Raw genomic sequence first — 26,487 nt, forward strand, 5'->3', positions numbered from 1 at the left:
GAAATAATGATGACGACGCACACTGAAAAATTATTAAATCAATTTAATCATCACTACATGAATATTGAAGCTAAAAAATTACATTATGTATCTGCAGGCAATGGGCCCGCTGTTTTACTGATTTCGGGGTGGCCACAAACATGGTATGCATGGCGACATGTGATGGCTGAGTTGGCTCAGCATGGTTATCAAGCGATTGCGGTTGATCCACCTGGAACGGGATATTCAGCTCCACTGGATGGTCACTATGATACTGGACGTATTGCAGCCATTCTATCTAGCCTGATGTCTGAACTTGGACATCATCGCTATGCCGTTATTGGGCATGATATCGGGATGTGGGTGGGTTATGCGCTTGCCTGCGACTTTCCTGAATCCGTCACTCATCTTGCTCTCACAGAAGCTGTTATTCCGGGATTGGCTCCACCGCCTCCAATTTTTGTTCCACCTGAACAGAATATTTTTCTCTGGCATTTTATGTTTAATCAGATTAGCGATTTGCCTGAAGCTTTAGTCATGGGGCGTGAAGAAACCTATCTCAATTATATTTTTGATAAATGGTCATGGCATCGAGATAAAGTTGCTGCTGAAACCTATATAGAGGCGTATAAGGTTTCAGGGCGTTTAACAGCAGGTTTTAATTACTATCGCGCCATCCCTGAAACTATTCGTCAGAATAAAATTAGGGAAACTAAAACTTTAGACATGCCCGTATTCGCAATCGGTGCCGAGCATGCCACTAATGATGCGCCTTATGAAACCATGAAAAAAGTGAGCACTCAGTTATCCAGTGCAATTGTCAAAGATTGTGGTCATTTCATTATGGAAGAACAAGCAGAAGTATTTTGTTCATTGATCCTTAATTTTTTACAGCAGGGAAAAGCAAGATGACTTTAGATACTGAAATCAAAAATTGGCTTAAGTCTCAGTCTACATTACCCGCTGCAAATACATTGGATGAACTTAGAGCACAGGTAAATCAATCAATTATCCAACAACAAGGCGTTGAACGAGACTCATCTTATCAACATAGCTTTAGGGTGATGACTGAGGATCAAGCGGAAATTGAAGTTCGTGTTTATGTTCCCTATGCCTTAGAACATGTACAACAACACCCCGCTATGGTCTTTGCCCACGGCGGTGGATGGTGTCTTGGCAGCCTAGATGCATGGGACCGTGCTTGTCGTTTATTGGCTGAATCAACGGCGCAAGTGATCTTTTCCGTCGACTATCGTTTAGCGCCAGAAGTTAAATTCCCGATACCATTAAGCGATTTTTTTACTGCACTGTCTTATATTCAGGAAAATGCTTCGGTATTTAGTCTTGATAAAAACCGTATTGCAGTGGGTGGAGACAGTGCTGGAGCAAATATTGCAGCAGCGGCCTGCCTACTAGCTAGACAACATCCTGATATTAAAATCAGTCATCAACTGCTGTTCTACCCAGCATTAGATGCCAGCATGAGTAACGCTTCTTATCAAACATATGCACAGGGCTACGGCTTAACGACGGCAACTATGGCTTATTGCTGGGATCAATATGTTAATGCTGAGGCAGACAAAGTAAATGAACTTGTCAGCCCTTTACTGGCGCATTCATTACAAGACTTACCTGATGCCACAATTTTTGTATGTGAATATGATCCACTTCGACATGATGGTGAAAAGTACGCAGAGAGATTGCAAGCTGCTGGCATTAATGTGAACTTCCATTTGTTAGAAGGCATGATTCATGGGGCTATTCATATGTTAGCGATCACATCAACTACGAAAGCAATATATGACAAAGTCCAAATCTAAATAATGGTGTGCGTTTAATAACGGAGCCATTTTATTTGTTTAAACGTCCTATATCGATGCAGGTATAGGACGATTTACTTTCAATTTAATAACAATAAAACACGCGCCAGACCAGTTCCTTGTCTCTGTAGTGTTGGATAAACTGTTCAATTTTAGGCGGAATTTCACGATATTGTTTTTTGATTGCCAGTTCCATCAATTCTATTTGGACTTGCTCTTGTGCAAGCATATAGTCTAGAAACTCACGATCTGCTTCTGTTCCTTGAGCATGGACCTGTTTTAAATCCTCCATATAAACTTTGGTTTTTGAATAAACCAGTTTAAGTAATTCATCCAATAAGAAAGATGGCGTTGAACTAATCAGTGATGCTTTTGCCTTCGTCAAAAAAGATGGTGTTGCATCGAGGCCTAACTTCTCTGCATATGCAAAATAATGTGCTGTATTGAATCGTTCTAACTTTTCATAGGCACTCCAGAAAATATATTCTTGTGTTCCCTGTACGCGATTGGCGATACGTAGAATTGCGCTAAGCGCAAAAGCACGATTTTGCAATTCATCGTTAATTCCATTTAGAAACTGTTGAGACCGCATATTTATTCCTTACTCATTAGAATGAAGATCATGTAATTCAAGGCGACTACGGAACAATCACAGACTTAACGTCTGTTTGTGAATAATTTCTTTGGCAGCACGTATACCTGACTGTAAAGCACCATCTAGATAGCCACTCCATTCAGTTGCCGTTTCTGTACCCGCCCAATGAATTCGATCGACAGGCTGTCTGATACAATCACCATAAGTGGTCATCACCCCTGGTGGCATATGTGCAACATATCCCCCTTGAGACCACGCTTCCGTGAGCCAGTCTTGTTCCACATACTCCAAAGGATGTGCTGCTTGTTGACCAAAGTAATAAACAAAATCGGCAATGATCCGTTGACGACGTGCTTCAACATCCAGCGAACTTAATTCAATTGCATAATCACCTTCGATCAAGCCCAGTAAGACACCATGATTTGCTCCCTCTGGAGATTGATCAAATACAACGCTGACAGCTCGATCTGTCGCAACCACAGCACCATTTAAGTTTTGTTTCTTCCAAAAAGCGTTGCTATAGGCCAAATGAACTTTGATCACAGCGCCCATGGTCATACTTTGTAATAAGCGTTCACGCTTTGTAGGTAGCGGTGGTGTGTAATGAATTTTGGATGCAAGTACAGGTGGTGTGGCAATGATGATATTTTTTGCCTTATAGCTTTGGGTTCTACACACAACTTTGACATGATCAGCATGCTGCTCAACAGCTAAAACAGGTGAATTTAAGATTAAATGGTCTTGTAATTGATCTGCAATCAGTTTGGAAATTTGCCATGCACCACCGATGAATTTATCTTGCTGCGCTCCACCTTCAGTTGAGATGAGAACTTCAAGTCCATGCCCTTGTCTAAAATATTCGAGGAAAAACAGATAGGACAATTGAGAGGTATTACAACAGAAGAGTGCCCCTACGATGGTTCGCATAAAGTCTCGCGCACCGTCTGTACGTACATGCTTTAACAACCAACTTTCAACCGACTCCGCATCCCATTGCTTTGCATGTGCTGCTAACCAAGGTTCACCATTTGGCAATGTTTGAGCTTCTTTATTCCAGCGACGTTCAAGTAGTGCGATTTCAAGCAGTGAAGCAATTGGGAGCTTGGGGATATTGGAGCGATATGATTTGACTAAACCGTTACGACTAACCAAGCTCGCGCCTTTGATAAATTGAGGATAGGTTTTGACACCCAGTTCTTGAGCCTGTGCCAATAACAGTTTTTGTTGCGGACCAACCCACTGCCCACCTAGATCAATGGTTTCTCCATAAATTTCACCTGCTTTTGAGCGCCCACCGACACGATCACGCGCTTCTAAAAGCAATACATCTTTACCCGCTTTCTTTAATTCCAGTGCTGCTTTTAAACCTGCCAAACCAGCACCGACCACGATTGCATCCCAGTTTTTTTCAGTTGTTTGAGTATCCATCATTATTTCCTGCTATTAAAATTATCATCCATATTTTAATGAACGCGTTCATTAAAATTAAATTTGATTTTATGGAACGTGTTCACTAAAATCAATAGCTATGGAAAATAATCAAACAAAAGCCCCCCGCCGTGGACGTCCTCCTCGCAGTCAGGAACAAATCGAAGCCAATCGCAATGTAATTATTCAGGCGGCCAGAGATCTATTTGCAGCACATGGATACGAAGGTGTATCTATGCGTAAAATTGCAGCCCAAGCAGACTGTTTACCCGCAACGCTCTACACCTTATTTCCGAGTAAAAGACAGTTACTGCACCATATTTGGGAAGTAATTTTTTTAGATTTAATGCTTAAACTGGAACAATGCTACAACAGCAGTCCTGAATCAGAACGACTCGAAAAGCTGTGTATTGCTCAAGTGGATTTTTGGTTGAATCGACCGAATGATTGCAGAGCAATTTTCCTCATTGAAGATCATCCACAAAATGCTGAGGAACATTATTTTGTCGATGCTTCGCAAGCAGTTCCGCAATTAGAAATTTACACGCGTGCGATTAAGGAAGCTCAAGCCCGTGGCGAAATACGTGCAGGTGATGCGAATGAAATCAAGAACGTTCTACTCTGTAGTATGTTAGGGATTACCTTAAGTCTGATTGGTATTCCAGAATATCCTTGGGGAAATCCGAATACCCTAAAAGAAATGACAATCAGTGCGTTGATCAAGGGATTGAGCTAAGGAAAAGATCATGTCCGCACACTGGGCAAGCAATTTTAAGAGATCGCTTATGATTGGCATAAACTCAGCCCTAAAAATTTGCGATTCATCGCTTAGTACAAATCTCTAGGGCTATTTTTAATCCACAAAAAATGCAGAAATCGAAAAATTTAATTTTCTCGATTATTAGAAGCTCACATTCCATGACAACTGTGCTGTACGTGGTGCACCAAGAAATAGATAATCATCGCCAAAGAAACTACCTGCATCTCGCCAATATTTTTTATTAAATAGGTTATCTACATTCAATCTCAAGGTATTGTCATAACCATAAGCACGGAAGTTATAAGCTGTACCTGCATTAAAAACCGTATAGCCCGACACTTTTACCGTGCCTGTTTTCTCAGCATATTTACTGCTGCTGTACTGCATACCCGCCAACAATCGTAGTCCTTCCACTTGAGGGAGTTGATAAGAGAGATAAGTCGCAAAACGCACAGCAGGTATATTTTGAGTTTGATGACCCTGATATTCGGCTGACTGAGTATCCTTTAAACGTGAACGTGTAAGAGCCAAAGTCGAGGTGATATCTAGGTTTTGGCCTACACGACCTTGCGCACCGAGTTCTAAGCCAAGATTATGTTGCTCACCATCAGCAACAAAATTACTGGTTACATCTGTATATTGATTGTCTTGTTTTAAATTGAATAAGGCTGCTGTAAAGAGTAAGTCTTGCCACTGCTGCTTAATACCGATTTCATACTGAGTTGAATGTTTTGGTGCCAATGTTTCAAATTTATTTTCGGCATACCACGGTGCTTGTCCACCATCACTCAAACCTTTGGCATAGGAAGCATAGACATTGGTGCCTTGCCAAGGCTGATACATCAATGCAAATTGAGGTAAAAAGCGATTAAAGTTGGTATCTCGGATTTTATGAGCTTCTGCATCATAAGCATCTTCATTTAAATGCAACAGCTTTCCGCCCGCCAGAACCGACCATTGCTTATTAAAATCAATCTGGTCCAGCAGATTAAGTGCCGTTTGTTGACTGCTGAATGATTTGTAATGCTTCCCCAAGGTTGCAGTTGAAGGCTGATAAGTCACAGTATTTGTATAGATATTTCCCGTACCGACTAATTCATTTATTGGATCATGCTGGGCATGGCGCTTATAACTCTGTGATAATTCTAAATTGAGTGTATGTTGCCAAGTTCCAGTGTTAAATTTTCCGTTTAAACCCGTTTTAAATTGATTGCTAAGATAACTGTCATCTGGACTACGGAAATCATAAATATCGTAATTGCCATTTTTGTCAAAGGTATTCCCTAAGCCTGTTGTTTGGCATATCTCGCTATAACAGCCCCATGCAAATGCAGAATAATCATCGACTATCACTCGACTTTGGGATGCTGAAAGATTAGCACTCCAATTGTCGTTCACTTGGTAACTATACTTTAAACCAGCATTGAGACTTTCATTACTGACAGGTTTACCCCAGCTTTGATGACCTAATAAGCGATCCCAATCCACATCTGTAGGTACTTTTTTACCATCAAGTAATTGGTAACCAGGAACAGAACGTTGGCGCTGGCGTTGGGATTCAAGATCAAATTCGAGTTTTGAACGATCTGAAATTTTCCAGTCCAAAGCAACAGAACCAAACCAACGCTGACCGTTGGCATGTTCGACATATGGATGGATTTCTTCTTTGGCAAGATTGACCCGATAGCCAAATTGCTGATCGTCACCCAATAAACCGCCAACATCCGCTGCTACACGATTGCCCCCATGGCTATCTGTTTCCAGTGTAATAGAGCGAATATCTTCAGGGCGTTTGGTCACATAATTCACCACACCACCTGGCGTTGACATGCCACTTTGAATCGCACTGATACCTTTTAAAATTTCAACCTGTGCTTTATTTTCAAGTGCAATATTTTGCTCACCTCGCACCAAGTGACCATTCAGTAAATAACTTGATCCTAAATTTAGAGCAAAGCCACGCATTACAAAATTTGGATAATAACCAATCGGTGCATAGCCCTCACCGACAGCGGCATCATTTTTTACCACATCGGTCAGGGTTTTGGCATGTTGATCCGCAATCTGTGCTGCTGTCACACTATGAATAGATGCTGGAATTTCGGCAAGATTTTGCTGGGTAAAACCCGATAAATTCACTTTAGGCTGAGTGTAAGCAGGCTCAGAAGTTTCAGCTTTTACCATAATTGGAGCTAATCGCGGTGTCACAGTTTCTGCGTGGACTGATACTGTATTTAATCCGAGGCATGAAAATGAACCAACCGCCAATAATGCTTTTTGTAAACGAGAAAATGGATACGTTTTCACAATCGTTGTCTAACCCCAAAAGATAATAATAAAGCTTACACTTTGCGGGCATGAGTATTCACAATTTTCTCAGATTGAACAAGCATGTTATGCACCATATCTAAGATTTTTTCAGCCGATTGCACGTTAGCTTGCTACGACCTGATGCCATTCTTCAAAAGGATTTTCAAATTTCTGCCATTGCGCTGCACCTAGGGCCATTTCCTCGTCATTTAATAAACAGGCATCAAACTGTTCAATCAGTCTCGCCTGATCCATTTCCATCCCAATCAACACAATTTCTTGTCGTGCGTCACCAGTCGAATCATCCCAACTCTTTGCAATGGCATCGCGGCTTGGTTGATCTTCTGGCCAATGCTCATCTGGGACAGCCGCCCACCAATACCCTGCTACGCCATGTCTGGCCATTGCACCTGCTTGAGACCAAGAACCTGCAAATTCAGGATGAGATGCCAACCAAAAAAAGCCTTTTGAGCGAATAACACCCTGCCATTCAGAATGAATAAAATCAAAAAACCGTTGTGGGTGAAAAGGTCGTCTGGCCCGATAGACAAAACTACCAATCCCATATTCTTCAGTTTCAGGCGTATGTTCACCTCTTAATTCTTTGAGCCAACCCGGTGCTTGCGCAGCTTCATTAAAATCAAATAGCTGGGTATCTAAAATTTTATCCAGATTAACTTGCCCAAATTCAGAAATTTCAATTTTTGCTCTAGGATTGAGTGAATGCAAAATACCCAATAATTTTTCTTTTTCTTCTTCACCGATCAGATCTACTTTATTCAATACAATCACATCGCAGAATTCAATCTGATCTATTAAAAGATCAACCACATTACGTTCATCCTGCTCACCCAGTGATTCCCCCCGTGAAGTTAAACGATCAACAGAACCATAATCTTTAAGAAAATTATAAGCATCAACCACAGTGACCATGGTATCCAAGCGAGCAAATTCAGCCAGAGAAATGCCATTTTCATCTTCAAAGGTAAAGGTTTCTGCAACGGGTAATGGCTCAGAAATTCCTGTGGACTCAATCACCAATTGATCAAAGCGCTTATCTTCGGCTAAACGACGAACTTCGATCAGTAAATCCTCTCGCAAAGTACAGCAAATACAGCCATTGCTCATTTCAACCAGTTTTTCATCGGTCCTTGATAGCGCTGCGCCGCCTTCACGAACCAGTGCTGCATCAATATTGACCTCAGACATATCATTCACAATGACTGCAATTTTGCGTCCTTCACGATTGTTTAAAATATGATTGAGTAATGTGGTTTTTCCTGAGCCTAAAAATCCGGATAAGACAGTTACAGGAAGTTTGGATGGAGTGGCTAAAGATGGATTCATTGGCTTTCTCACTAGTTAAATATGTTCGCTTTGATGCTTTGCAGCACATGAAAAACATAGCCCCAATATTTCTAAATATGAGTATTGCGGCTTAAACTGTTGTGCTTTGATTGTGGTTTCAACACAGCTGCGAAGCTGTGGAATGGTGATGCTTTGTACGCTCTGACATTCTGTACAGATTGTGATGAGTTGATAGTTGGAGCTCATTTCGGCTTGTCTACTGGCATACATATTCAATGTATTCAGTTTTAGGATGAGACATTGATCTGTGAGTTTCTTCAAAATTCTGTAGATTTGCATTGGTGCTTGAAAACCATAGGGCTTTGCTTTTTCTAATAACTCATAAGCACTCAGGGCTTTATTTTCTGTTTTTAATATATTTAGAATATTTTGCTGGGCGATTGTAAGTTTCATTGTTATTTACTCATCCATTGTTGTTTCAAGAAAAATTTTTCAGGCACGGCGATGAGCTATAGCGGTGATCAATTCCCCATGTGCGATATCCCGCCGTATCAATATGGATTTGTCCAGATGCATAAACTCCCAAGCCCATATTGAGTGCTTCGCCGTAGTCTCGCCAAAATTGACAAAGTCTGGCTTTGTTTTCTTCTATCTTGATTTGTTCAATAGCATCGGGGTTTTCACTTCCGATACGAAAATCCAATGCCGCGTTAAAAACATGTTTTGATACCGCTGCACCGCCTGCGCACTGATTTAAAACTGGATTGCGATAGACGGATGTTACGGTGAAATGATCAATCAACTTTTGCTGAACCAATTGATTCAAAATATTCAAAGTCGGAACAATATTGCTCCATAGCTCTCTGGGTGGAATTTCATATTCAGCATAGTTGCATTTTTGCCAATCCCTTGCGGTCTGGAAAAATTGAAAATCGGGTACATTAAATGCTGTGCCATGTTGCTTTAAAAACCGTTTATACGCCCCTATCTGTTGTTGATGTTCAACTTGAGCTGCCCAATGTTGATAAGAGGCGGGAATGTCTTGCTGTATAACTGTTATGGGTGACAATTGCTTTTTTTGTTCAAGCTGGCTCGGCTGATGAACTTGAACCAAGTGTTCTGGGGCTTGGCATGCCGAAAGACCGCCAATAAATCCGAGTAGATACCAATATTTCATTTTGATTCACGAATGCCCTTAACTTAAATGAGTCATGCAGCGAACTTGCCGATGCATATTGTTATGTTATAACATAACAATATGCATCGCAACTGAAGCAAATGAAGAAATGAATCTCGCCCTACCTGATATCTCTGCTGAATCTCATCTTCCCAAAGCCAATAGCTATGCCCTTGATTGGGTTGGCATGGAAAACATTGCCTTGCCTGTTCGGTTGGAAAACACCTTATGTCAGAGCCAAGTCAATGCTTATGTCAGTCTGGATGATCCTTTAGCCAAGGGTATCCATATGTCTCGGTTGTATACACGCCTATTAGAATTAAGCTCGATTCAAAATATTAATTTGGCTGATCTTGAATTGACACTTATGGATTTTCTGGAAAGTCATCACAATCTATCCAAACATGCCAAAATTGAAATTCACAGCGAACTTTATATCGAACGATCCGCACTGATTAGCAAATTATCAGGATGGAAAAGCTATCCCTTTATGCTGTCATGCCAACTGATAAATGGTCGATTTGAGGCTGAACTTAGAGTCGAAATTCCCTATTCTTCGACTTGTCCTTGTTCTGCCGCACTTGCTAGAAATATTATTCAGCAACGCTTTGAATCAGCGCTTCAAAAACAGGAAATCGCTCTAGATCAACATGAGATTCTGAACTGGCTGAGCAGAACCGATGCCATTGCGGCAACACCGCATAGTCAAAGAAGCTTTGCCATTCTTCATTTCAAATTAGATCCAAAGATTAAACATATTCCGCTGATTTTATTTATCAACCAAGCGGAACAAGCTTTGATGACACCCGTACAAACCGCAGTCAAACGCATTGATGAGCAAGCCTTTGCGATTGCCAATGGTCAAAACCTGATGTTTTGTGAAGATGCGTTGCGACGGCTCTATGGCACATTTATCCATCATAACAATATTAAAGGCTTCAACTTCAAAGTCATTCATGCAGAAAGCCTACACGCACACGATGCAGTCGCTCAGGGTTCATGGCAATGGTAGAACAAACTATCTTTAAAGACATGGAACGCGCTGCTCTGGGACAACAATTCGATTTCGACAGCGTATTTGCACAGATCAAATGGAATCAGGATGGAGTGCTTCCTGTTATTACCCAAGCACAGCAGAGTAAAGCCGTTTTGATGATGGCTTGGATGAATCAAGAGGCTTTACTGGAAACCTTAAAAACCCAACAGGTGTGTTATTGGTCCAGATCTCGCCAATGTTTATGGCGTAAAGGTGAAAGTTCAGGTCATCGCCAATATTTGACTGAAGCTCGACTCGATTGCGATGGAGATTGCCTGTTATTGATGGTAAATCAAATTGGCCCAGCCTGTCATACACAGCGTCCCAACTGCTTTTATCTGGGGCTAGCGACTGATCAAGTCACAATTTTAACTGAACCGATGCTTTAACTTATTCAAATGGTCATCCTATGTTACGTAAAAATCCTTCTGGGCATTTGCCTGTCATTGATCAGTCTGCCTATGTGGACCAAACCGCCATTATCTGTGGCAAAGTGATTGTACATGCCAATGTGTTTATTGGTCCTTATGCGGTTATTCGTGCCGATGAAACGGATGAAAATGGAGAAATGCACCCCATCAGCATTGGTGCCAATTCCAATATCCAAGATGGTGTGGTGATTCATTCCAAAGCAGGTGCCGCCGTGATGATTGGCGAGAACTCATCCATTGCGCATCGTTCCATTATTCATGGACCCTGTGAAATTGGGCATCATGTTTTTGTTGGATTTAACAGTGTGCTGTTTAACTGCAAGATTGGTGCTCATAGTGCAATCCGACACAATGCCGTTGTTGATGGCCGAGATTTGCCTGCGTATTTTTATGTGCCTGCCATGAGCTATATCAATCCAAGAACTGATTTAAGCCAATATCCTCCAATTGATATCTCGATTAGTGAGTTTTCAGAAAGTGTCGTCAGCACCAATATCGAGCTGGTCAAAGGCTACAAGGCATTACACAATGAATTTTAAACCGCAGCCAAACATCATTATTCGCAATGCCAATCTGGTTAATGAAGGAAGGCAACAGATTGCAGATGTACTCATTCAAAATGGTCGCATCGAAAAAATAGCGGCAACAATAACAGGCATATTTAATGCAAAAACGATTGATGCTCAAGGGGCTTGGCTGATCCCAGGCATGATTGATGATCAAGTTCATTTCAGGGAACCAGGTACACCACATAAAGGAAGGATTGCCACAGAATCCATGGCAGCCACAATCGGTGGTATTACCAGCTATATGGACATGCCCAATACCAATCCCCCGACATTAGATCTTGAAAGTTTACGGCAAAAGAAACAGATTGCAGCACGGCATAGTCGAGCAAATTATGCTTTCCATTTTGGTGTGAGTGCGAATAATTTAGACATCATTGAACAGCTTGATCCAAAACTTGTCAGTGGTGTCAAAGTTTTTATGGGAGCATCTACAGGCAATATGCTGGTTGATGATCCCAAAATACTTGAACGCTTATTTGCCAATGTTCCGACAATCCTGCTGACCCATTGCGAATCAACACCTCAGATCCAAAAGCAACAAGCGCTGTATTTACAACAATACGGCGCAGATATTCCTGCGCGAATGCACCCTAAAATTCGTGATAAACATGCCTGTTTTGAAAGTTCACGCCTAGCTGTTGCATTGGCCGAAAAATATGCTACTCAACTCCACGTTTTGCATATTTCAACGGCCAAAGAACTCTGCTTATTTAAAAATCTGCCTTTAAACAGAAAGCATATCTCTGCAGAAGTCTGTATTCATCATCTCAGTTTTGATGATTCAGACTACGAAACACTTGGGCATTTAATTAAATGTAACCCCGCAATTAAAACCCCACAGGATAAACAGGCACTCATCGCAGCCCTTGCCCAGAGTAATCGTTTAGATATTATTGGAACGGATCATGCCCCCCATACATGGGATGAAAAACAGCAGTCATATTTAAATGCTCCCGCTGGCCTACCACTGGTTCAGCATGCCTTGCCTGCATTGATGGAGCTGGTGGCAGACCGAAAACTGAGTATCGAAACTTTGGTACGTAAAACCTCCCATCAAGTTGCTGACCTGTTTAAAATCAAAGATCGGGGCTATATTCGAGAAGGCTATTGGGCTGACCTCGTGTTATTGCGTAAGAATCATCAAACAAACGCGGTGAAAGAACAAAAAAACTATATGCACTGCAATTGGAGTCCATTTCAGGAGCGGACGTTTCGTTATCAGGTCGATACCACCCTAGTTTCAGGTCAACTGGCTTGGCATCAGCAGCAGTTATTTTTAAATTGCCAAGGTCAGGCCTTAGAAATAGATCGTTAAACTTAATTAAGCTTGAATTGAGAAATACACTATTCAAGCCCTGCTTAAAATATAGGGCTTGAATAGCTTACGATTTAGAATTTAATTTCTATCCCAGCTTTGATGGTACGACCTGGAATCGGCATACCAATCACAGTACCCGGATCAAAGTTATAACGATTGGTTAGGTTATCGACATTAAAAGAGAGTGCCAGATTAGGGTTCCACTGATAATTGGCAAATACATCAACTAAGGTTTCAGACGAAATCTCGGTTACTGCCCGTCCACTCACCCCTGTGCCCGCGAGCCAGCCTTTCGGATTTTTCTTTTCTGAATGATATCTGGCACGCGCACCTAGAACGAGCTTATTTTGCAATAGGTTTTTACCTATGGTCAGATTGAAAATCTTGCGAGGTGGTAGACGAGTCGAAATTAAGCTCCAAGAATCACCGACTTCATTACAGTCTTCTTTACTCGCAGGACAAACCTTAGGTGCTTGATATAAAGTACCATTGAAACTGGTAAAGAAACTTGGATGATGATAGGCAAGATCAAACTCTAAACCTTTGAGTACGACTTGATTATAATTTACAAAAGTATAAGAGGTGGTATAAGGCAGGATAAAATCAGGTGTAATCTGATTTTCAATCTCTTTTTTCTGCACGCCTTGAGTCAGAAAGTCTTTGGTTTGATTACGGAAATAATTAATATTGAATTTTAAATGATCGGTTGCTGAGAATAGATCATCACGTTCTCCAACAAAACCCAGTTCGATCAGACGAGAATTTTCCGATTTAATTGGCAAGTCAGAATCATAACTAAAAGTTTGGCCCGACACTGTCGATTCAAATAAACTTGGACTACGGTAGCTATTTGAAAGTTTCCCATAGACATCAATCCCATTGACGATTTGATAGTTCAACTGAGACATCCAATCTATTTTCCCCTCATATTGACGTGCAGCATAACCTTTTGCATTTAAGTCTGAATGCGCGACTGGCGTCATTGGTCGATATTGATCACCATAATCTTTTACTTTTGCTTTATGCCATTTACTACCTAGGCTCAGGGTGAAATCATTGAAAATATAGTCGCCGTTAAGAAAGACTGAGGATTCTTTACGCAACCCATCACGTGCAATTTCATGATCAATAAGATTCCGCGGCTTCATCCGCTGTTCATCATAAGTGAGACCATAATTTAAAGTTAAATTCTCAAATTTACTGGTGTTCTCTAAATTTAGCCCAGTCCGATAATCTTGGAAACTCCCCCAATATTGATCTCCATAACTTGAGTTCTGCATACCAATCATGCCATTGTGCTGGCGATATTTGGCATTGGTATGCCAAATTCCCAGTTCCAAATCGACCCAATTATTCTGTTTAGGTTTGTAGGTATAACTACCGCTCAAGGCATTAATGGCGGCTGAACCAAGCGACCATTGCGGCATGGTATAGGCATTTTCAATGTATTGAGGCTCAACATACTCGCCATCAATATAGCCATATGGCGCTGAGTTCGGATCAATGACTTTTGATCGGCTCCAATAAAAGGCCATCACTTCACCCGCTTTTTGCATATGGCGCCGCATATTCAATTCGACACGATGTTCATCGGTAATATTGATACCTGCTTTAATGATGCCTGAATCACTTTGATAGCTGGTATTTACGACTTCCTGACCTGGACCAACATCGACAATATCCCGTTTCTCATAATAATCAATACCATGTTTTCCCGCATAGTAGTTACCAACGACTCGCTTGCTATAGGCAGCCACCAAATCAAACATCTCATTACGATAAGCCAGAGCAAGTGTTCCAGCACCATTTTGAAAGTTGTTTGAAGAAATTTTATTATGCAACAGATAAGACATCTGCTCCTTTTCATTATCGGAGGTATGTGGCGTTTTATTATTATTATAAAAACTACCTTTAAGCATAACACCCGCATTTTGGTTAGGAAGCAGAATGTCATTTGCGCTTAAGGTTCGCATTTTTACAATACCACCAATCCCCCCAACACTAAACTTTGCGCGTGAAGCACCTTTTTCAACCTCAATTTGGCTAATCAAATCCATATCAATGTAGGTACGATCGCTTTCACCTTGATAGCCTCGAAAGGTATGACTGGATTGTAGACTCCCATCAATCACCACTGGAACACGCCCTTCACCCTGCATCCCGCGAATTCCAATATCAATTGCGCCAGCCTCATTCCTTAAACTGTTGACCTGCACCCCAGCCATATCAGAAAAAACATCACCATTCCCCGTCCCTCTAAATCGATTAATCTGTTCCCGATCTAGATGGCTGGTATTCACCTTGGCTTTTTGTTGTTCAGCATTCAGCTTAATCTTAGGCAGAACAACAACATCGGTTGTCATCTGATTGAATGGCTCAAGGTGCTGACCATCCGTACTGATTTTTTCGGAATATGTGGGTGTTGCTTGAGATTTAGGCAGTAATAAATAGGTAGAACCTTGCCGTATGATTCGATAAGGCTGATCCGCCAATAGATAATCAAAACCTTTCTGTATGGAATATTTTCCTGTAAGGCCCTTGCTTGTCAGTCCTTTTAAAAGATTAGAATCATAACTTAAGACGACACCAGACTGTGCGGCAAAGCTAGACAGTACATAACCCAATTGGTTTGCTGGAATTTGATAATATTTTTCCGAACTTGGTTGCTCAATAGCGGTAACTGGCGAAGTGATTTCGGCATAAGCCCCATGCATACAGACACAATGTATAAGAATTGCCAAAGTTTGCTGTTTGAATTTCATAAGGAGATCCACATTAGGTAATGATTTTCATTTTCAATAACTATTACCCAGTAATTTCGAAAAATGTGACATTAACTTTCAATTTTTTCTGATCTGCTCCAGATCCAGAGTAGAAAAATCAGCAATATTAATAGGAGGCTTAACTTTAGATGCATGTGGATGGAAGAAAAGATGAAGCTGACGGAAATCAATACACCGCTAAAAGTCAGCATGCATTTGCGTAAGCGGGAAATCTTTTTAAACCCTCCCTGATATTGCACCAGTAGCAGATTGACATAGCGATTTTTAAGCAACCATCGATGTAATCTTGAAGAGCTTCTGGCTGCAAAAAAGGTGGCTAAAAATAAAAAGTCAAAGCTAGGCACACCCGGTAAAACAATACCTAGCACGGCTAAAATTAAACAGAGAATGCTCAAGAAGATATAAACCCCGCGCACCAGCGGTGATGTATGAAGTTTCACTGTGTGTATGCATGGAGAAGATTCAGCATGAACTGACTCTTCTCCTTTTGTCTGTTGGGCAAAAGATGCATCTTTTTGCATAGATTTTGTGCTTAGAGCATGTTTTTTAACAAGCTACCAAAATAATCAAAGGCTTGTTTGGCACCCTGAATCACCTGCTCCTGTTCATTCTGGCTCAGCTCAGCCGTATCCAGTTCATTGATAAAATGCTTCCATACTTTTGCTCGTCCTTCTGGGTAGGCTGCCAAATTGCGTGCTCCAAACTCTGCAGACAAGCCTAGCTGTTGTTGTGCTTGTTTAAATAAAAAGGCTGCGCCTAAAGTTGAACCTTCTGAGACATAGATCCAGCCTAAGGCTTCAGCAAAGCCGACCTTTTCAGTAACCAGTTCCTGCACAGCAGGTCTGATCCCAAGATCATTGAGATCTAATAATGCAGCTTGTGAACGTCCACGAATATCCAAGTCGGTAATCAATGTAGAGACTTCAGGATGACGGAACAAATGTTCGACATTCTGCTGAAAATAATATTGCCCTAAAGTAAATTGAGCATAATGCTGCAAATCTGAAAAGACTTGGGCTTGGTGCATCAACTGATGCATATATTCATGTTGACTCGCGGTTTTGGTTTTTAAATCTAAGGCAAGTTGATTGGTTGTGAGTAACGTTGACATCAATTTTTCCAGTGTGTTTGCTATAACGGTACTACCCGTTCAACACGCAAAAGCTGACAATAAATTTTATTATTTTTTCATATCTTTATGGTTTGCCTTAATTTTAATCAAATGATCACTTAAATATCGATCCATTTTGACGGGATAACTCAACTCCAACGCCGCCTGTAAATCCGATAAATTATTTACAGGATAAGAACCTGAGACTTTTAATTCACTCAATTGCGGATCAATGTCGATATATTGATGTTGATAACGCCCAATCTCTTGAAATAGCTGCGCCAAAGGCATGTTAAACGCCATAATCATCTGGTTTTTCCAAGCAAATACATTTGAATCTAAAGAGCCCAACGTTTTAAAGTTGCTATCGTCAAAACATAACTGTTCTCCAGCATGCACAACCGTCATTTTTTGAGACCGCTTTAAACGAACTTTAACCGCACTTTCAATGACGCCTAAACAGGTTTGCTGTTGCTGGTTTTGTAGATATTGCACATTAAAAACGGTTCCAAGTGCTTGTAAATGAGCCGATTGAGTCTCTACAAAAAACGGGCGATAGCCCTGCTTTTCATGTGCAGTATGAATTTGTATTTCGCCATAATGTAACTGGAGCGTTCGTTGTTGGGAGGTATAACGGATATCTAAAGCTGTATCGGTATTAAGCTGAAGTTGCGTTCCATCCTTAAGCTTCACCAATTTCTGTTCACCTTTCGCCGTGCTGTAATCGGCTAAGTACCAATATTTATAATCAGAGTGCCAAGCCGCCAGCCCTCCTAAACAGGCAAAACAAGCCACGATAAGTTGTTTGGTCCATTTAAACTGGGCTGCACGATTGCCTGTTTGGATAAGCGCTTGCCCATTCTCAGGAAAATACTCAAGGCCCATCAATAAGCGTTCTGCTTTAGACCATGCCATTTGATGCGCTGAACTTTGAGCTTTCCATTGTTCTAATTCAAATTGCTCAGCTTCGGTCAATTGAGCAGCCTGAATTTTTACAATCCATTCAGCGGCCTCAGTCAAAATTTGCGCTTGGGACATTTAAATATTAATCCATAACAACTAAACATTGCGCCAACACAGCCACCAAGTCTCGCATCACGGTTCGTGTCGAAATATTCAAACGCGTTGCGATTTCCTGTTGTGTCAGCCCTTCGAGTTGCGACCAGATAAAAACCTGTTGTTGACGTTCAGGTAACTGGTTGAGTAATTGATTAATTAAGCACAAAGATTCGATTGCTGAGATTTTTTGCTCAGGCGTAATTTCATCATATTCAGCTCGACTTGCAAGCGCCTCCAAGTAAGCTTTTTCTATTGATTTACGTTGGTACCAGTTGATTAACAATCCTTTCGCAACTGTCGTCAAAAGTGCCCGTGGCTGATCAAAATACAACTGATCTTTACGTTTCAAGATACGAATAAAAGTATCATGGGCCAAATCCGCAGCGTCTTCACTATGATTAAGACGTCGCTTTAACCATTGATATAACCAAGAGTGATGATGACGATAGAGCGTATTGATGGGATCAGACATTTTTAAAGGATAATGAGAATTATTAGCAATATCTTAACAAAAATAAGTGAAGAAAAATGCCTCTTTTTCTTGCTCAAATAATTTTTTAATTTTCCTTCTGCTCGCAGGCATTGAATGTTAAAGGTTTTTAACATCCAATGTCGTTCAATACATCAGGTTAAAAATTCGTTATAATTGTTTAAATTTCAAACTTATACAGCCATTTTAATGCTTCAGATCAGCATCCATAAATGAATCGCATAGGGTCCAACTAGTACCATTAAAATACCCGCAATCACCATGGTTAAACTTGCGATTACCCCTTCTTCACTATTACGTTGTTGTGCTCTCACAGTACCAAAACCATGTGCTGCATTCCCCAATGCTGCGCCGTTTGCTACATTGGAACGGATTTTAGTAATCGCTAAAATGGCATCGCCACAAATCATCCCGACCAAGCCAGTAATCACCGTAAATAAAGAAACCAAAGCCGCCGAACCATGAATATCTTCTGCCAAAATCATGGCGAAAGGTGTTGAAATAGAGCGTGCCATCAAACTATTGGTCACTTCAGGGCTAAAATGAAATAACTTTGCCATCTCATAAGCAGACATCACCCCGACACTCATCCCCACCACAATCGCAATCGACAAGACCCCCAAGTTTTTATGAATCGTGTCTCGATAACGGTAAATTGGCACGGCGAATGCAACAGTTGCTGGTCCTAGTAAACCCACAATCCACTGCGTATCTTGTGCATAGGTTTGATATGAAATTCCAAAGATCGCCATCAACACAATCGTGAGTACAGGCACACTAATCGCAGGAGATAACCATAGTTTCGGATGTTTTTGATAGACACGCTTTGCCACGAGGTAAGCAAGCAGCGTCCAGATCAAGCAAGCTATTGACCAAATATTCATATTGACGGCCTCAGATGTGCTTATGCTGAAAGTGTTTACGTGCATGTAGATAGCTTTTTAAGCGGTTGTAATAATGAATGGTTAAACAGGTACTCAACATGACCAAAATAGTACCAATGGCAATACTCAATACAATTTGCCAGCCTTCGGTCATAAACAGACTTTTATATTGCACGACAGCGACCACCACAGGTACAAAAAACAGTAATAGCTCACCTAAGACAAAGGTCGCGCCCATTGCCACTTGATCCATCTTAATGACTTTAAAAAACAGGCAGAAAAGCAGTAGAAACATACCCAATATACCTGCTGAAATTGGGATACCGAGTTTCTGGTTTAAGACATAACCTGCCAACCAGAATCCAGCAAGAATCAAAATTTGTTTCACTAAGGCCAAGAATGAATTTTGTGGGAGAGATTCAGAAACAGCTTCGGTACTCATTTAACAACATCAAATGGTGAACAACATGATGATCTTATCCCGTGTGTATCGATGTAATATGAATTATTCATGCTAAAATTATGCCTAAATGGAATAATTTTAGGTTTGTTATGCTTTCACTAAAATCATTACAATGCTTTGTCAGTTTGGTAAACAGTAAAAGCTTTACCCGTACTGCTGAAGAGCTTTCCCTGACGCAGCCGACCATCAGTAAAATGCTGCAACAGCTTGAAGAACAGCTTCAGGTGGCATTATTTGTAAAACCTGAACATGGTCGAAAAAGACAGGTTGAACTGACTGAAATCGGGCAACGTGTTTATCAGCATGCGCTCGGACTATTACAAGCCGAACAAAATATCTTTCTGGAAATTGAAAATTACCAACAATTAAAAACTGGTACCTTAAAACTCGGTGTGCCACCTCTCGGTTCACAACTACTCACCACCGCCCTATTTGATTATCATCGACAATGGCCAGATATCGAACTTGCTTTTCTTGAAGTCGGTTCTCGAGGGATCGAGCAAGCCCTGTTGAATAATGAACTGGACGTCGGCGTGTTATTACAGCCCTTTGATCATCAAATTTTCAACAGTATCGAACTGTGTAATTACCCACTGATGGTGGTATTGAGAAGAGATGCAACTTGGGCAACCCGCAAGAAAATAAATCTGGAAGAACTACAACAGCAATCCTTTCTGATGTTTCCTGAAAATTTTTCGCTCAACAGCATCATTCTTGACGCCTGCCAACAGCATGGCTTTTATCCAAGTATTGCTTGCCGTACCAGCCAATGGAATTTATTGGCGGATATGGTGCTACAACGTATGGGCATTGCTCTACTACCACAATATTATACCGATATGCTTGATCCAACCTTATTCGCTGCAATCCCGCTGGAAAAACCCAACATTCAATGGCATTTAGCCATGGCATGGAAAAAGAACCTTCCGGTCTCTCCAGCAGTACAAGCATGGCTCAGTGTAATTCATCAACATTTTCAAAAGATTAAACCCATGTTAGAGCTGTAAAAAGAGGAATAATCTTTGCAGAAAAATGGATAAAGCATTAGCACAAAAAAGCTACCCAATCTTGGGTCAGCTCGCCTAGACTAGAATGATCTATTGATCATATGGCATATAACAATGAGCGATTCAAACTATATTCCCCCACAAGTTTGGCAATGGACTGGAGAAAAATCTGATTTAAATCAACCCACGTCTGGCAGCCGCTATGAACATACATTACCTATTGGTAAACATCCGCTTCAATTGTATTCATTGGCAACGCCAAATGGCCAGAAAGTGACGATCCTGCTTGAGGAACTATTAGCTTTGGGATATCAAGATGCCGAATATGATGCATGGTTGATTAAAATTGGAGAAGGCCAACAATTCAGCAGTGGCTTTGTCGAAATTAACCCCAACTCTAAAATCCCAGCATTAGTTGATCATAGCCAAAATCCACCATTACGTATTTTTGAATCAGGTTCAATTTTGCTTTACCTAGCCGAAAAATTTAAAGCCTTTATCCCAACAGATATCGCTGCACGTACCGAATGTCTGAACTGGCTATTTTGGCAAATGGGAAGCGCACCCTATCTTGGTGGTGGCTTAGGGCATTTTTATGCTTATGCACCTGTGAAAATTGAATATGCCATTAATCGCTTTGCGATGGAAACCAAGCGCTTATTGGATGTTTTAGATCAACACTTAGCGAAAAATGAATATTTGGCTGGTACAGAATACACCATTGCCGATATTGCGGCTTTTCCTTGGTACGGCAGCCTGGTCAAAGGTTGGGTCTATAATGCAGATGAATTTCTAGCAGTAGATCAATATAAACATGTACAACGCTGGGCAGATGCGATTCTGGCGCGTCCCGCTGTGCAACGAGGACGAATGGTCAACCGTACTTTCGGAGACTTGGAAACCCAGCTACATGAACGCCACGATGCAAGTGATTTTGAAACTAAAACTCAAGATAAACTCCAATAGTATCTCTTAAATAATTGATTTCAATGATGACACTGGCAAGCAAATCCATTTACCAGTGTCGTGATTGCTTAGTTGAATGAGCAGATAAAGATCCGTGTCTTAGTTATTCCGCACTTTTTGTTGAATGAGCTCAAACAGTTTTGCACATGCTGGTTCGACATGAGCCTGAGGCGCTGTAGCAATTCCTAATAAGAGTCCACGATGCTGGTCCTGATCTTGATGATACCAAATCGATAATGGTGCTGGTGCCATTCCCAAAGCTGCAGCCTCACGTGCTATTGCAACATCAGAAATATCCGCAGGAAGCTTGATTAACACCGATAATCCAGCAGTGGTAACATCGGAACCTAAACGTATCAAGGTGGCTTTTAACTCATCTCGTTGTGAGAGGTAGAGTCGTTTCGTGCGTCTGAGATGTCGGAGAAAGTGCCCCTCTTTGATAAATCTTAATATCGCAATTTGTAACGACGGTGATGGTGCTGGAGAGAGTGCCGCCGTCACTTCAGAATAACGATGGATCAGGGACGTTGGGACAACTGCAAATCCAATTCTCAATTGGGGATTAATGGTTTTACTAAATGTACCTAAATGAATCACACGCTTGGATTGATCTAAAGAAAATAACGCAGGTGCAGACTTGCCATCCAGTTGTAACTCACCTAAATAATCATCTTCAATCAACCACATATTATTTTCGGCTGCCCACGCTAATAATTTTAATCGGCGTGCTAATGATAAAGTGCCACCCAAAGGTGCTTGCTGCCCTGGCGTACACAGAGCCAAGGTCGCATCTGCAGCATGTTTTATTGCGAAATCAATATCCATTCCTTCATTATCAACAGGAATGGGCTCAATATCGACACCTCCCACCTGCAACGCATATTTGGATAAAGGAAAGCCAGGATCTTCTACCCAAGCCTTTTGCCCCTTAACTTGCAACGCATGTAAGCTCAGCCCTAAGCCACTGGCAAAACCTGAAGTAATAAACACTTGCTCTGGCGAACATTCAATACCGCGACTGATTGCCAAATACGCAGCAATTTCTCTGCGTAACTCAAATTCTCCTCTAGGATCTGGATAAGCAAGCCAACCACTATTTTCTTCTCGTATCGCTTGTGATCTGATTCGATTAAACGCCTTGGCAGGAAATATGTCTTTTGCGGGCACACCCAATTGAAATATACCGTGCCCAGAAGTCATCTCTAAATACATTTCAATAAAAGAACCCGCTTTAGGCAGCTCTTGGACAGGATTGGATTTCATTTGCCGATAGGCAACACGCGTTCCAGCCGATCTAGAGGCGAAAATGAATTGCCTATCCATCAGACGATCATAAGCAATCTTCACAGTTCCTCTAGACACACCAAGCTGTGTGGCCAAGTCAATCCACGATGGCAGACGATCGCCCTCATTCCAGAGGCCAGCAATAATGGCTTTTTCAATACCTATGCGGATTTGCTCTGCTAACGGGATTTTTAGTTTGCGATCAATATCAAAATAAATAGATGTTTGCATTCGTGGTATATAAAAATAATTTGTTTTTGGTTCAAGATTTTGTACTACAACTGCTAGACAATAACAACATTCAATCAAATGACAGGTATTTCAGCATGACTCAAAGAATCGACTACAACAACATTGCGCCTTTAGGAATGAAAGCATTCGGTGGTGTTTATAGCTATGTACTTCAATGTGGGCTGTCCACTGAATTGATCGAATTGGTATTCTTACGCGTCTCTCAAATCAATAACTGTGCTTATTGTCTTGATATGCATACGCGTGATCTGCTCAAAAAAGGTGTGGCAATAGAAAAAATCGCATTGGTTCAAGCATGGGATGAAGCTGGAACACTGTTTAATGAAAGAGAGCGTGCTGCATTAAACTGGGCAGAGTCAGTCACTAAAGTTGCTGAAACGCATGTTCCTTATGATGACTTTCAAAGAGCTCAAGACTTATTCTCAGAAAAGGAACTGGTTGATTTAACCATTGCCATCAATCTGATGAATGCTTATAACCGTATGGCGATTAGCTTTAGAAGTGTGCCTCAGGCAGCGATTCGTTAGAATAAAACATGCTGTTTTTACAAGTTTAGTTTTGGAAATCGAACTAGGCTTGTAAAAATATAAAGCCTGTAATCACCTGAATATTACTGATTAAAACAACTTAAATCTTTATGAAGTAATATTTTACCTATCCATATAATAGATAAAAATTTTAAAACTTAAATGTAACCATTTGTATTCATTAAATATTAAAATTTATAACACTTTTTTAAACCACGTCCTCTGCCCTTAAAAAGCCTGTTAATTGCGTGTTTTTCGCTATTTTTTATTCTGCAATTTGGCTTTATTCTGAAATGTAAAATGGATGAAGCAAAAAAGCATCTCTCTACTTTTTGAATTTTTGCATTCAATAGATTGGAGTAAAGAATTGAGTAATAAATTACAGTCGAAAATTGATGGAATACAATTTCCCATTCAGTCAGGTAAAAAGACTCCCAGCACCACACATACTGCAAAGAAAATTTTGCATGCTGCACTCAAAAGTGTTGATTCACCGTATGCGACTCAACTGAGCACTGAAAAAAATTGGCGAAAGCAATACCCAACCTACTTTCAAGAGCTTGTTCAAGCCGGTATTCGTTCTACCCAGAATCCATTATTGATTGCCCAACATGGCTTAGATGCTGCAAAAGCATTATTTACATATAACCGAGCTGAACAGCAAATATCCTTAGAACAGGCCATGTCGAGTATTCAAGATCAGCCTTTTGATCGCTATGTACTCAAAGGTTCTGGCAGTTCAAGCATTGAACCTTGGTCTATTCCGTTTGAAGGCAAAAATTTACAGGGCCAAGCACTATTAGATCAAATTGATCGCTGGGAAAAACAGCAGATCATAGAACCAAGCCATGCAAAAGCATTACGTTTATTGCAGGCGCATCCAGAATGGTTTGATTTGTCTACACGGACGATGGTGCTGTTTGGCGCCGCATCAGAAGCAGGCCCTTTAAGTTGGTTGGCAAAATGGCGTGCCAATATTGTCGCCATTGATTTACCAAATCCTAAAATCTGGGAAAAGATCACCCAAACCGTTCAGCAAGGCAATGCGACCTTAATCGCTCCGCAATTAAGCTTATCTAATCAAGAGAAACAGCTCGGTGCCAATCTATTAACCCAAACACCAGAAATTGCGAATTGGCTCAATACCTTTAAAGAGCCCTTAGACTTGGCAGGTATTGCTTATTTAGATGGTGAAAAACATGTACGTGTTTCCATAGCTATGATTAGCATTATGGAACAAGTGAGCCAACAGAAACCCGATAGCAGTATCATGTTTATGCTGACTCCAACTGATATTTATGCAATTCCGAAGTCTGTGGTTGATTCGATTCAAAGCAAGATTCAGCAACGTCCTGTTTTGGAAAAACTGCTGACCAAATCCATTCACAATATTTCATTGCGCAACTTTTTTAAGCCCAATGCAGAACAATTGATTGAATCAGATAACGGTCAACAATATGGCATCTCAGATTGTATGGTGATTGAACAAGGCCCTAACTATGCGCTAGCCAAGCGCCTTCAGCAATGGTTTGCAATTCGTACCCGTGCACGTGGTCAAAAGACGGTAATCAATATTGCCCCTTCCACCACCACGCACTCCGTGGTTAAAAATCCAATCTTGAAAGCCGCCTTTGCAGGTGCTGACTTATTCAAGGTTGAAACCTTTAGCCCTGAAACAACCAATGCAATCATGGCTGCACTGTGGGTACATGATTTAAATAACCCTGATAGCGCTACTAATCCAGAGAAGCCATTAGCACATCCCTTGGAACTGATTATGGAAAATGCCAATCATGGTGGTTTATGGCATGTTCCTTACTTGGCGCGAACTGCTTTGCCCTTTGCAGCTGCATATGGCTGGATAAGAGCAAAGCTTTAACAAAAAATTAAGCTAAGCGAGAAAATGAAAAGTACATTTTCTCGGACTTACTTTACCTATAATTTATTGCAAATAATTATCATTATCATTATCATACATAATTGGTGAAATTTCACTTAATGATGATGAGTAAATTGACAATGACTAAGCAAAAAAAGACCTCAAATGACAACAATATACTCAAACAAAATGATCATATGAGAAATCTCGAACAGACAGAGATGACAATTACTGCAATTTCAAGACCATTCCCAAGCATTTTAAGAGTTCATGCTAAAATTAATACAAATCAGCCAGATATGTGGGATAGGCCCAATTTATCTGTTCGTCTCGAAGTTTCTGAAAATTTAACCCGCGTGTATACCATTCGCTCATTTAATCGTAATCTCTCTGAAGTTGAAATTGACTTGATCGAACATGAAGATGAGAGCCCTGCAATGCAGTGGATACATAACGTACAGGTCGGAACAACAACGCAACTGATTGGACCAAGACCGCATTTTGTCCCAAATTTTGAGGCAGATAAGCACATCGTGATGTTTGCCGACGAAACGGCCCTGCCTGCCCTTTACTCAATCCTGCAACATTGGAAAAACAATATAAGTGCAGATATTTTTGTTGAAAGCCACGATGGTAATATCTGCGAATATCTTCCAAATCAAGAAAACGTCCAAATCCATTTACTACAAAGAGAACGACCAGATCAAGCAGGAAAAATGGGGCTATTGCTTAAAGCCGCTTATCAATTTAAAAAGACAGATCATATAAGTGTTTGGGCAGCATGCGAACGGAATGAAGCTCGAGCGATTCGACAATTCTTTTTAGAGGAAAAATCGCTGCTTAAAAAAGATGTGCAAGTAACAGGTTATTGGAATGTTGGTCTTTCCAGTACGATTTTAGATGAGGTACGGCTGGAATTTTATCAGAAACATTTGGAAGCAGGAAAAACCTTAGAAACATTCGACGATTTAGATATGTTGGTTTAACTATAAAGTACTCACAGCCAAAGATATCAATCAAAGATTGTAGCTTTGGCTATTCACTTTTTATT

At 40.8% G+C, this 26,487-nt stretch carries 26 protein-coding genes; 12 read left to right on the forward strand and 14 right to left on the reverse strand.

Going from position 1 to position 26,487, the window contains the following annotated elements; genetic code table 11:
• Positions 1–6: 6 nt before the first annotated feature.
• Together NDN13_RS04425 and NDN13_RS04430 are read left to right on the forward strand one after the other, a co-directional pair.
• Positions 7–891, forward strand: coding sequence for an alpha/beta fold hydrolase (locus tag NDN13_RS04425; protein ID WP_251117320.1), 885 nt, complete (start codon positions 7–9; stop codon positions 889–891).
• Complete coding sequence (locus NDN13_RS04430) at positions 888–1,799, forward strand: alpha/beta hydrolase (RefSeq protein ID WP_251117321.1); 912 nt, start codon at positions 888–890, stop codon at positions 1,797–1,799. Before NDN13_RS04425 ends, NDN13_RS04430 begins: the two co-directional genes overlap by 4 nt.
• An 85-nt stretch (positions 1,800–1,884) precedes the next feature.
• Here NDN13_RS04430 and NDN13_RS04435 read toward each other — a convergent pair whose 3' ends face one another.
• Both NDN13_RS04435 and NDN13_RS04440 read right to left on the reverse strand, forming a co-directional pair.
• Positions 1,885–2,391 carry a hypothetical protein gene (locus tag NDN13_RS04435; RefSeq protein WP_251117322.1) on the reverse strand — a complete coding sequence of 169 codons (507 nt, stop codon included), beginning with the start codon at positions 2,389–2,391 and terminating at the stop codon, positions 1,885–1,887.
• Positions 2,392–2,448: 57 nt separating this feature from the next.
• Positions 2,449–3,822, reverse strand: coding sequence for a flavin monoamine oxidase family protein (locus tag NDN13_RS04440; protein ID WP_353050823.1), 1,374 nt, complete (start codon positions 3,820–3,822; stop codon positions 2,449–2,451).
• 100 nt (positions 3,823–3,922) lie between these two features.
• On the opposite strand from NDN13_RS04440, the gene NDN13_RS04445 reads away from it, so the two are divergent.
• Positions 3,923–4,558: a TetR/AcrR family transcriptional regulator gene (locus NDN13_RS04445; RefSeq protein WP_251117324.1), complete on the forward strand. Its 636-nt coding sequence runs from the start codon at positions 3,923–3,925 to the stop codon at positions 4,556–4,558.
• 165 nt (positions 4,559–4,723) lie between these two features.
• Here NDN13_RS04445 and NDN13_RS04450 read toward each other — a convergent pair whose 3' ends face one another.
• The 4 genes from NDN13_RS04450 to NDN13_RS04465 form a co-directional block, all read right to left on the reverse strand.
• Positions 4,724–6,889, reverse strand: a complete 2,166-nt coding sequence (locus NDN13_RS04450) for a TonB-dependent siderophore receptor (RefSeq protein WP_251117325.1) — start codon at positions 6,887–6,889, stop codon at positions 4,724–4,726.
• A gap of 126 nt (positions 6,890–7,015) precedes the next feature.
• Positions 7,016–8,239: a zinc metallochaperone GTPase ZigA gene (zigA, locus tag NDN13_RS04455; RefSeq protein ID WP_251117326.1), complete on the reverse strand. Its 1,224-nt coding sequence runs from the start codon at positions 8,237–8,239 to the stop codon at positions 7,016–7,018.
• Between the two features lie 15 nt (positions 8,240–8,254).
• The gene (locus tag NDN13_RS04460) at positions 8,255–8,653 is read right to left on the reverse strand and encodes a Fur family transcriptional regulator (RefSeq protein WP_251117327.1); all 399 of its coding nucleotides are present in this window, start codon (positions 8,651–8,653) and stop codon (positions 8,255–8,257) included.
• A 25-nt stretch (positions 8,654–8,678) separates the two neighbouring features.
• Positions 8,679–9,377: a D-Ala-D-Ala carboxypeptidase family metallohydrolase gene (locus NDN13_RS04465; protein WP_251117328.1), complete on the reverse strand. Its 699-nt coding sequence runs from the start codon at positions 9,375–9,377 to the stop codon at positions 8,679–8,681.
• Between the two features lie 109 nt (positions 9,378–9,486).
• Between NDN13_RS04465 and folE2 the strand changes: the two genes are divergently transcribed.
• Genes folE2 through NDN13_RS04485 form a run of 4 tightly spaced genes read left to right on the forward strand, consistent with a single transcriptional unit; the run spans position 9,487 to position 12,728 of the window.
• Positions 9,487–10,389, forward strand: a complete 903-nt coding sequence (gene folE2 / locus NDN13_RS04470) for a GTP cyclohydrolase FolE2 (protein WP_251117329.1) — start codon at positions 9,487–9,489, stop codon at positions 10,387–10,389.
• The gene (hisI, locus tag NDN13_RS04475) at positions 10,383–10,802 is read left to right on the forward strand and encodes a phosphoribosyl-AMP cyclohydrolase (RefSeq protein ID WP_251117330.1); all 420 of its coding nucleotides are present in this window, start codon (positions 10,383–10,385) and stop codon (positions 10,800–10,802) included. Before folE2 ends, hisI begins: the two co-directional genes overlap by 7 nt.
• Positions 10,803–10,822: 20 nt before the next feature.
• On the forward strand, positions 10,823–11,383 hold the full coding sequence (locus tag NDN13_RS04480; protein ID WP_159414880.1) for a gamma carbonic anhydrase family protein: 561 nt from the start codon (positions 10,823–10,825) through the stop codon (positions 11,381–11,383).
• The gene (locus NDN13_RS04485; protein WP_251117331.1) at positions 11,373–12,728 is read left to right on the forward strand and encodes a dihydroorotase; all 1,356 of its coding nucleotides are present in this window, start codon (positions 11,373–11,375) and stop codon (positions 12,726–12,728) included. Before NDN13_RS04480 ends, NDN13_RS04485 begins: the two co-directional genes overlap by 11 nt.
• Positions 12,729–12,802: 74 nt before the next feature.
• On the opposite strand, the gene NDN13_RS04490 is transcribed toward NDN13_RS04485, so the two are convergent.
• The 7 genes from NDN13_RS04490 to NDN13_RS04520 form a co-directional block, all read right to left on the reverse strand.
• Positions 12,803–15,493: a TonB-dependent receptor gene (locus NDN13_RS04490; RefSeq protein WP_251117332.1), complete on the reverse strand. Its 2,691-nt coding sequence runs from the start codon at positions 15,491–15,493 to the stop codon at positions 12,803–12,805.
• A 71-nt stretch (positions 15,494–15,564) separates the two neighbouring features.
• Positions 15,565–16,035, reverse strand: coding sequence for a YbaN family protein (locus tag NDN13_RS04495; protein WP_251117333.1), 471 nt, complete (start codon positions 16,033–16,035; stop codon positions 15,565–15,567).
• Between the two features lie 11 nt (positions 16,036–16,046).
• Positions 16,047–16,625, reverse strand: coding sequence for a biliverdin-producing heme oxygenase (locus NDN13_RS04500; RefSeq protein WP_251117334.1), 579 nt, complete (start codon positions 16,623–16,625; stop codon positions 16,047–16,049).
• Positions 16,626–16,694: 69 nt separating this feature from the next.
• On the reverse strand, positions 16,695–17,663 hold the full coding sequence (locus NDN13_RS04505; RefSeq protein ID WP_251117335.1) for a FecR domain-containing protein: 969 nt from the start codon (positions 17,661–17,663) through the stop codon (positions 16,695–16,697).
• 7 nt (positions 17,664–17,670) lie between these two features.
• Positions 17,671–18,156 carry a sigma-70 family RNA polymerase sigma factor gene (locus tag NDN13_RS04510; RefSeq protein WP_251117336.1) on the reverse strand — a complete coding sequence of 162 codons (486 nt, stop codon included), beginning with the start codon at positions 18,154–18,156 and terminating at the stop codon, positions 17,671–17,673.
• Between the two features lie 212 nt (positions 18,157–18,368).
• On the reverse strand, positions 18,369–19,058 hold the full coding sequence (locus NDN13_RS04515; protein WP_251117337.1) for an LrgB family protein: 690 nt from the start codon (positions 19,056–19,058) through the stop codon (positions 18,369–18,371).
• Positions 19,059–19,068: 10 nt separating this feature from the next.
• On the reverse strand, positions 19,069–19,500 hold the full coding sequence (locus tag NDN13_RS04520) for a CidA/LrgA family protein (RefSeq protein WP_251117338.1): 432 nt from the start codon (positions 19,498–19,500) through the stop codon (positions 19,069–19,071).
• Positions 19,501–19,610: 110 nt separating this feature from the next.
• Here NDN13_RS04520 and NDN13_RS04525 point away from each other — a divergent pair, with 110 nt between their 5' ends.
• Positions 19,611–20,528, forward strand: coding sequence for a LysR family transcriptional regulator (locus NDN13_RS04525; protein WP_251117339.1), 918 nt, complete (start codon positions 19,611–19,613; stop codon positions 20,526–20,528).
• 114 nt (positions 20,529–20,642) lie between these two features.
• Positions 20,643–21,494, forward strand: a complete 852-nt coding sequence (gene yghU / locus NDN13_RS04530; RefSeq protein ID WP_251117340.1) for a glutathione-dependent disulfide-bond oxidoreductase — start codon at positions 20,643–20,645, stop codon at positions 21,492–21,494.
• 99 nt (positions 21,495–21,593) lie between these two features.
• On the opposite strand, the gene pdxR is transcribed toward yghU, so the two are convergent.
• Positions 21,594–23,009, reverse strand: coding sequence for a MocR-like pyridoxine biosynthesis transcription factor PdxR (gene pdxR, locus NDN13_RS04535; protein WP_251117341.1), 1,416 nt, complete (start codon positions 23,007–23,009; stop codon positions 21,594–21,596).
• A gap of 95 nt (positions 23,010–23,104) precedes the next feature.
• Between pdxR and NDN13_RS04540 the strand changes: the two genes are divergently transcribed.
• The 3 genes from NDN13_RS04540 (at position 23,105) to NDN13_RS04550 (ending at position 26,422) form a co-directional block, all read left to right on the forward strand.
• Positions 23,105–23,557: a carboxymuconolactone decarboxylase family protein gene (locus NDN13_RS04540; protein WP_251117342.1), complete on the forward strand. Its 453-nt coding sequence runs from the start codon at positions 23,105–23,107 to the stop codon at positions 23,555–23,557.
• A 367-nt stretch (positions 23,558–23,924) separates the two neighbouring features.
• A complete protein-coding gene (locus tag NDN13_RS04545; protein WP_251117343.1) occupies positions 23,925–25,436 on the forward strand; it encodes a hypothetical protein in 1,512 nt (503 codons plus the stop codon).
• Positions 25,437–25,576: 140 nt separating this feature from the next.
• Positions 25,577–26,422 (forward strand): siderophore-interacting protein, encoded by an 846-nt coding sequence (locus NDN13_RS04550; protein ID WP_251117344.1) that lies wholly within the window; start codon positions 25,577–25,579, stop codon positions 26,420–26,422.
• Positions 26,423–26,487 lie beyond the last annotated feature (65 nt).

This window comes from Acinetobacter sp. C32I, from assembly GCF_023702715.1.
GTDB lineage: Bacteria > Pseudomonadota > Gammaproteobacteria > Pseudomonadales > Moraxellaceae > Acinetobacter.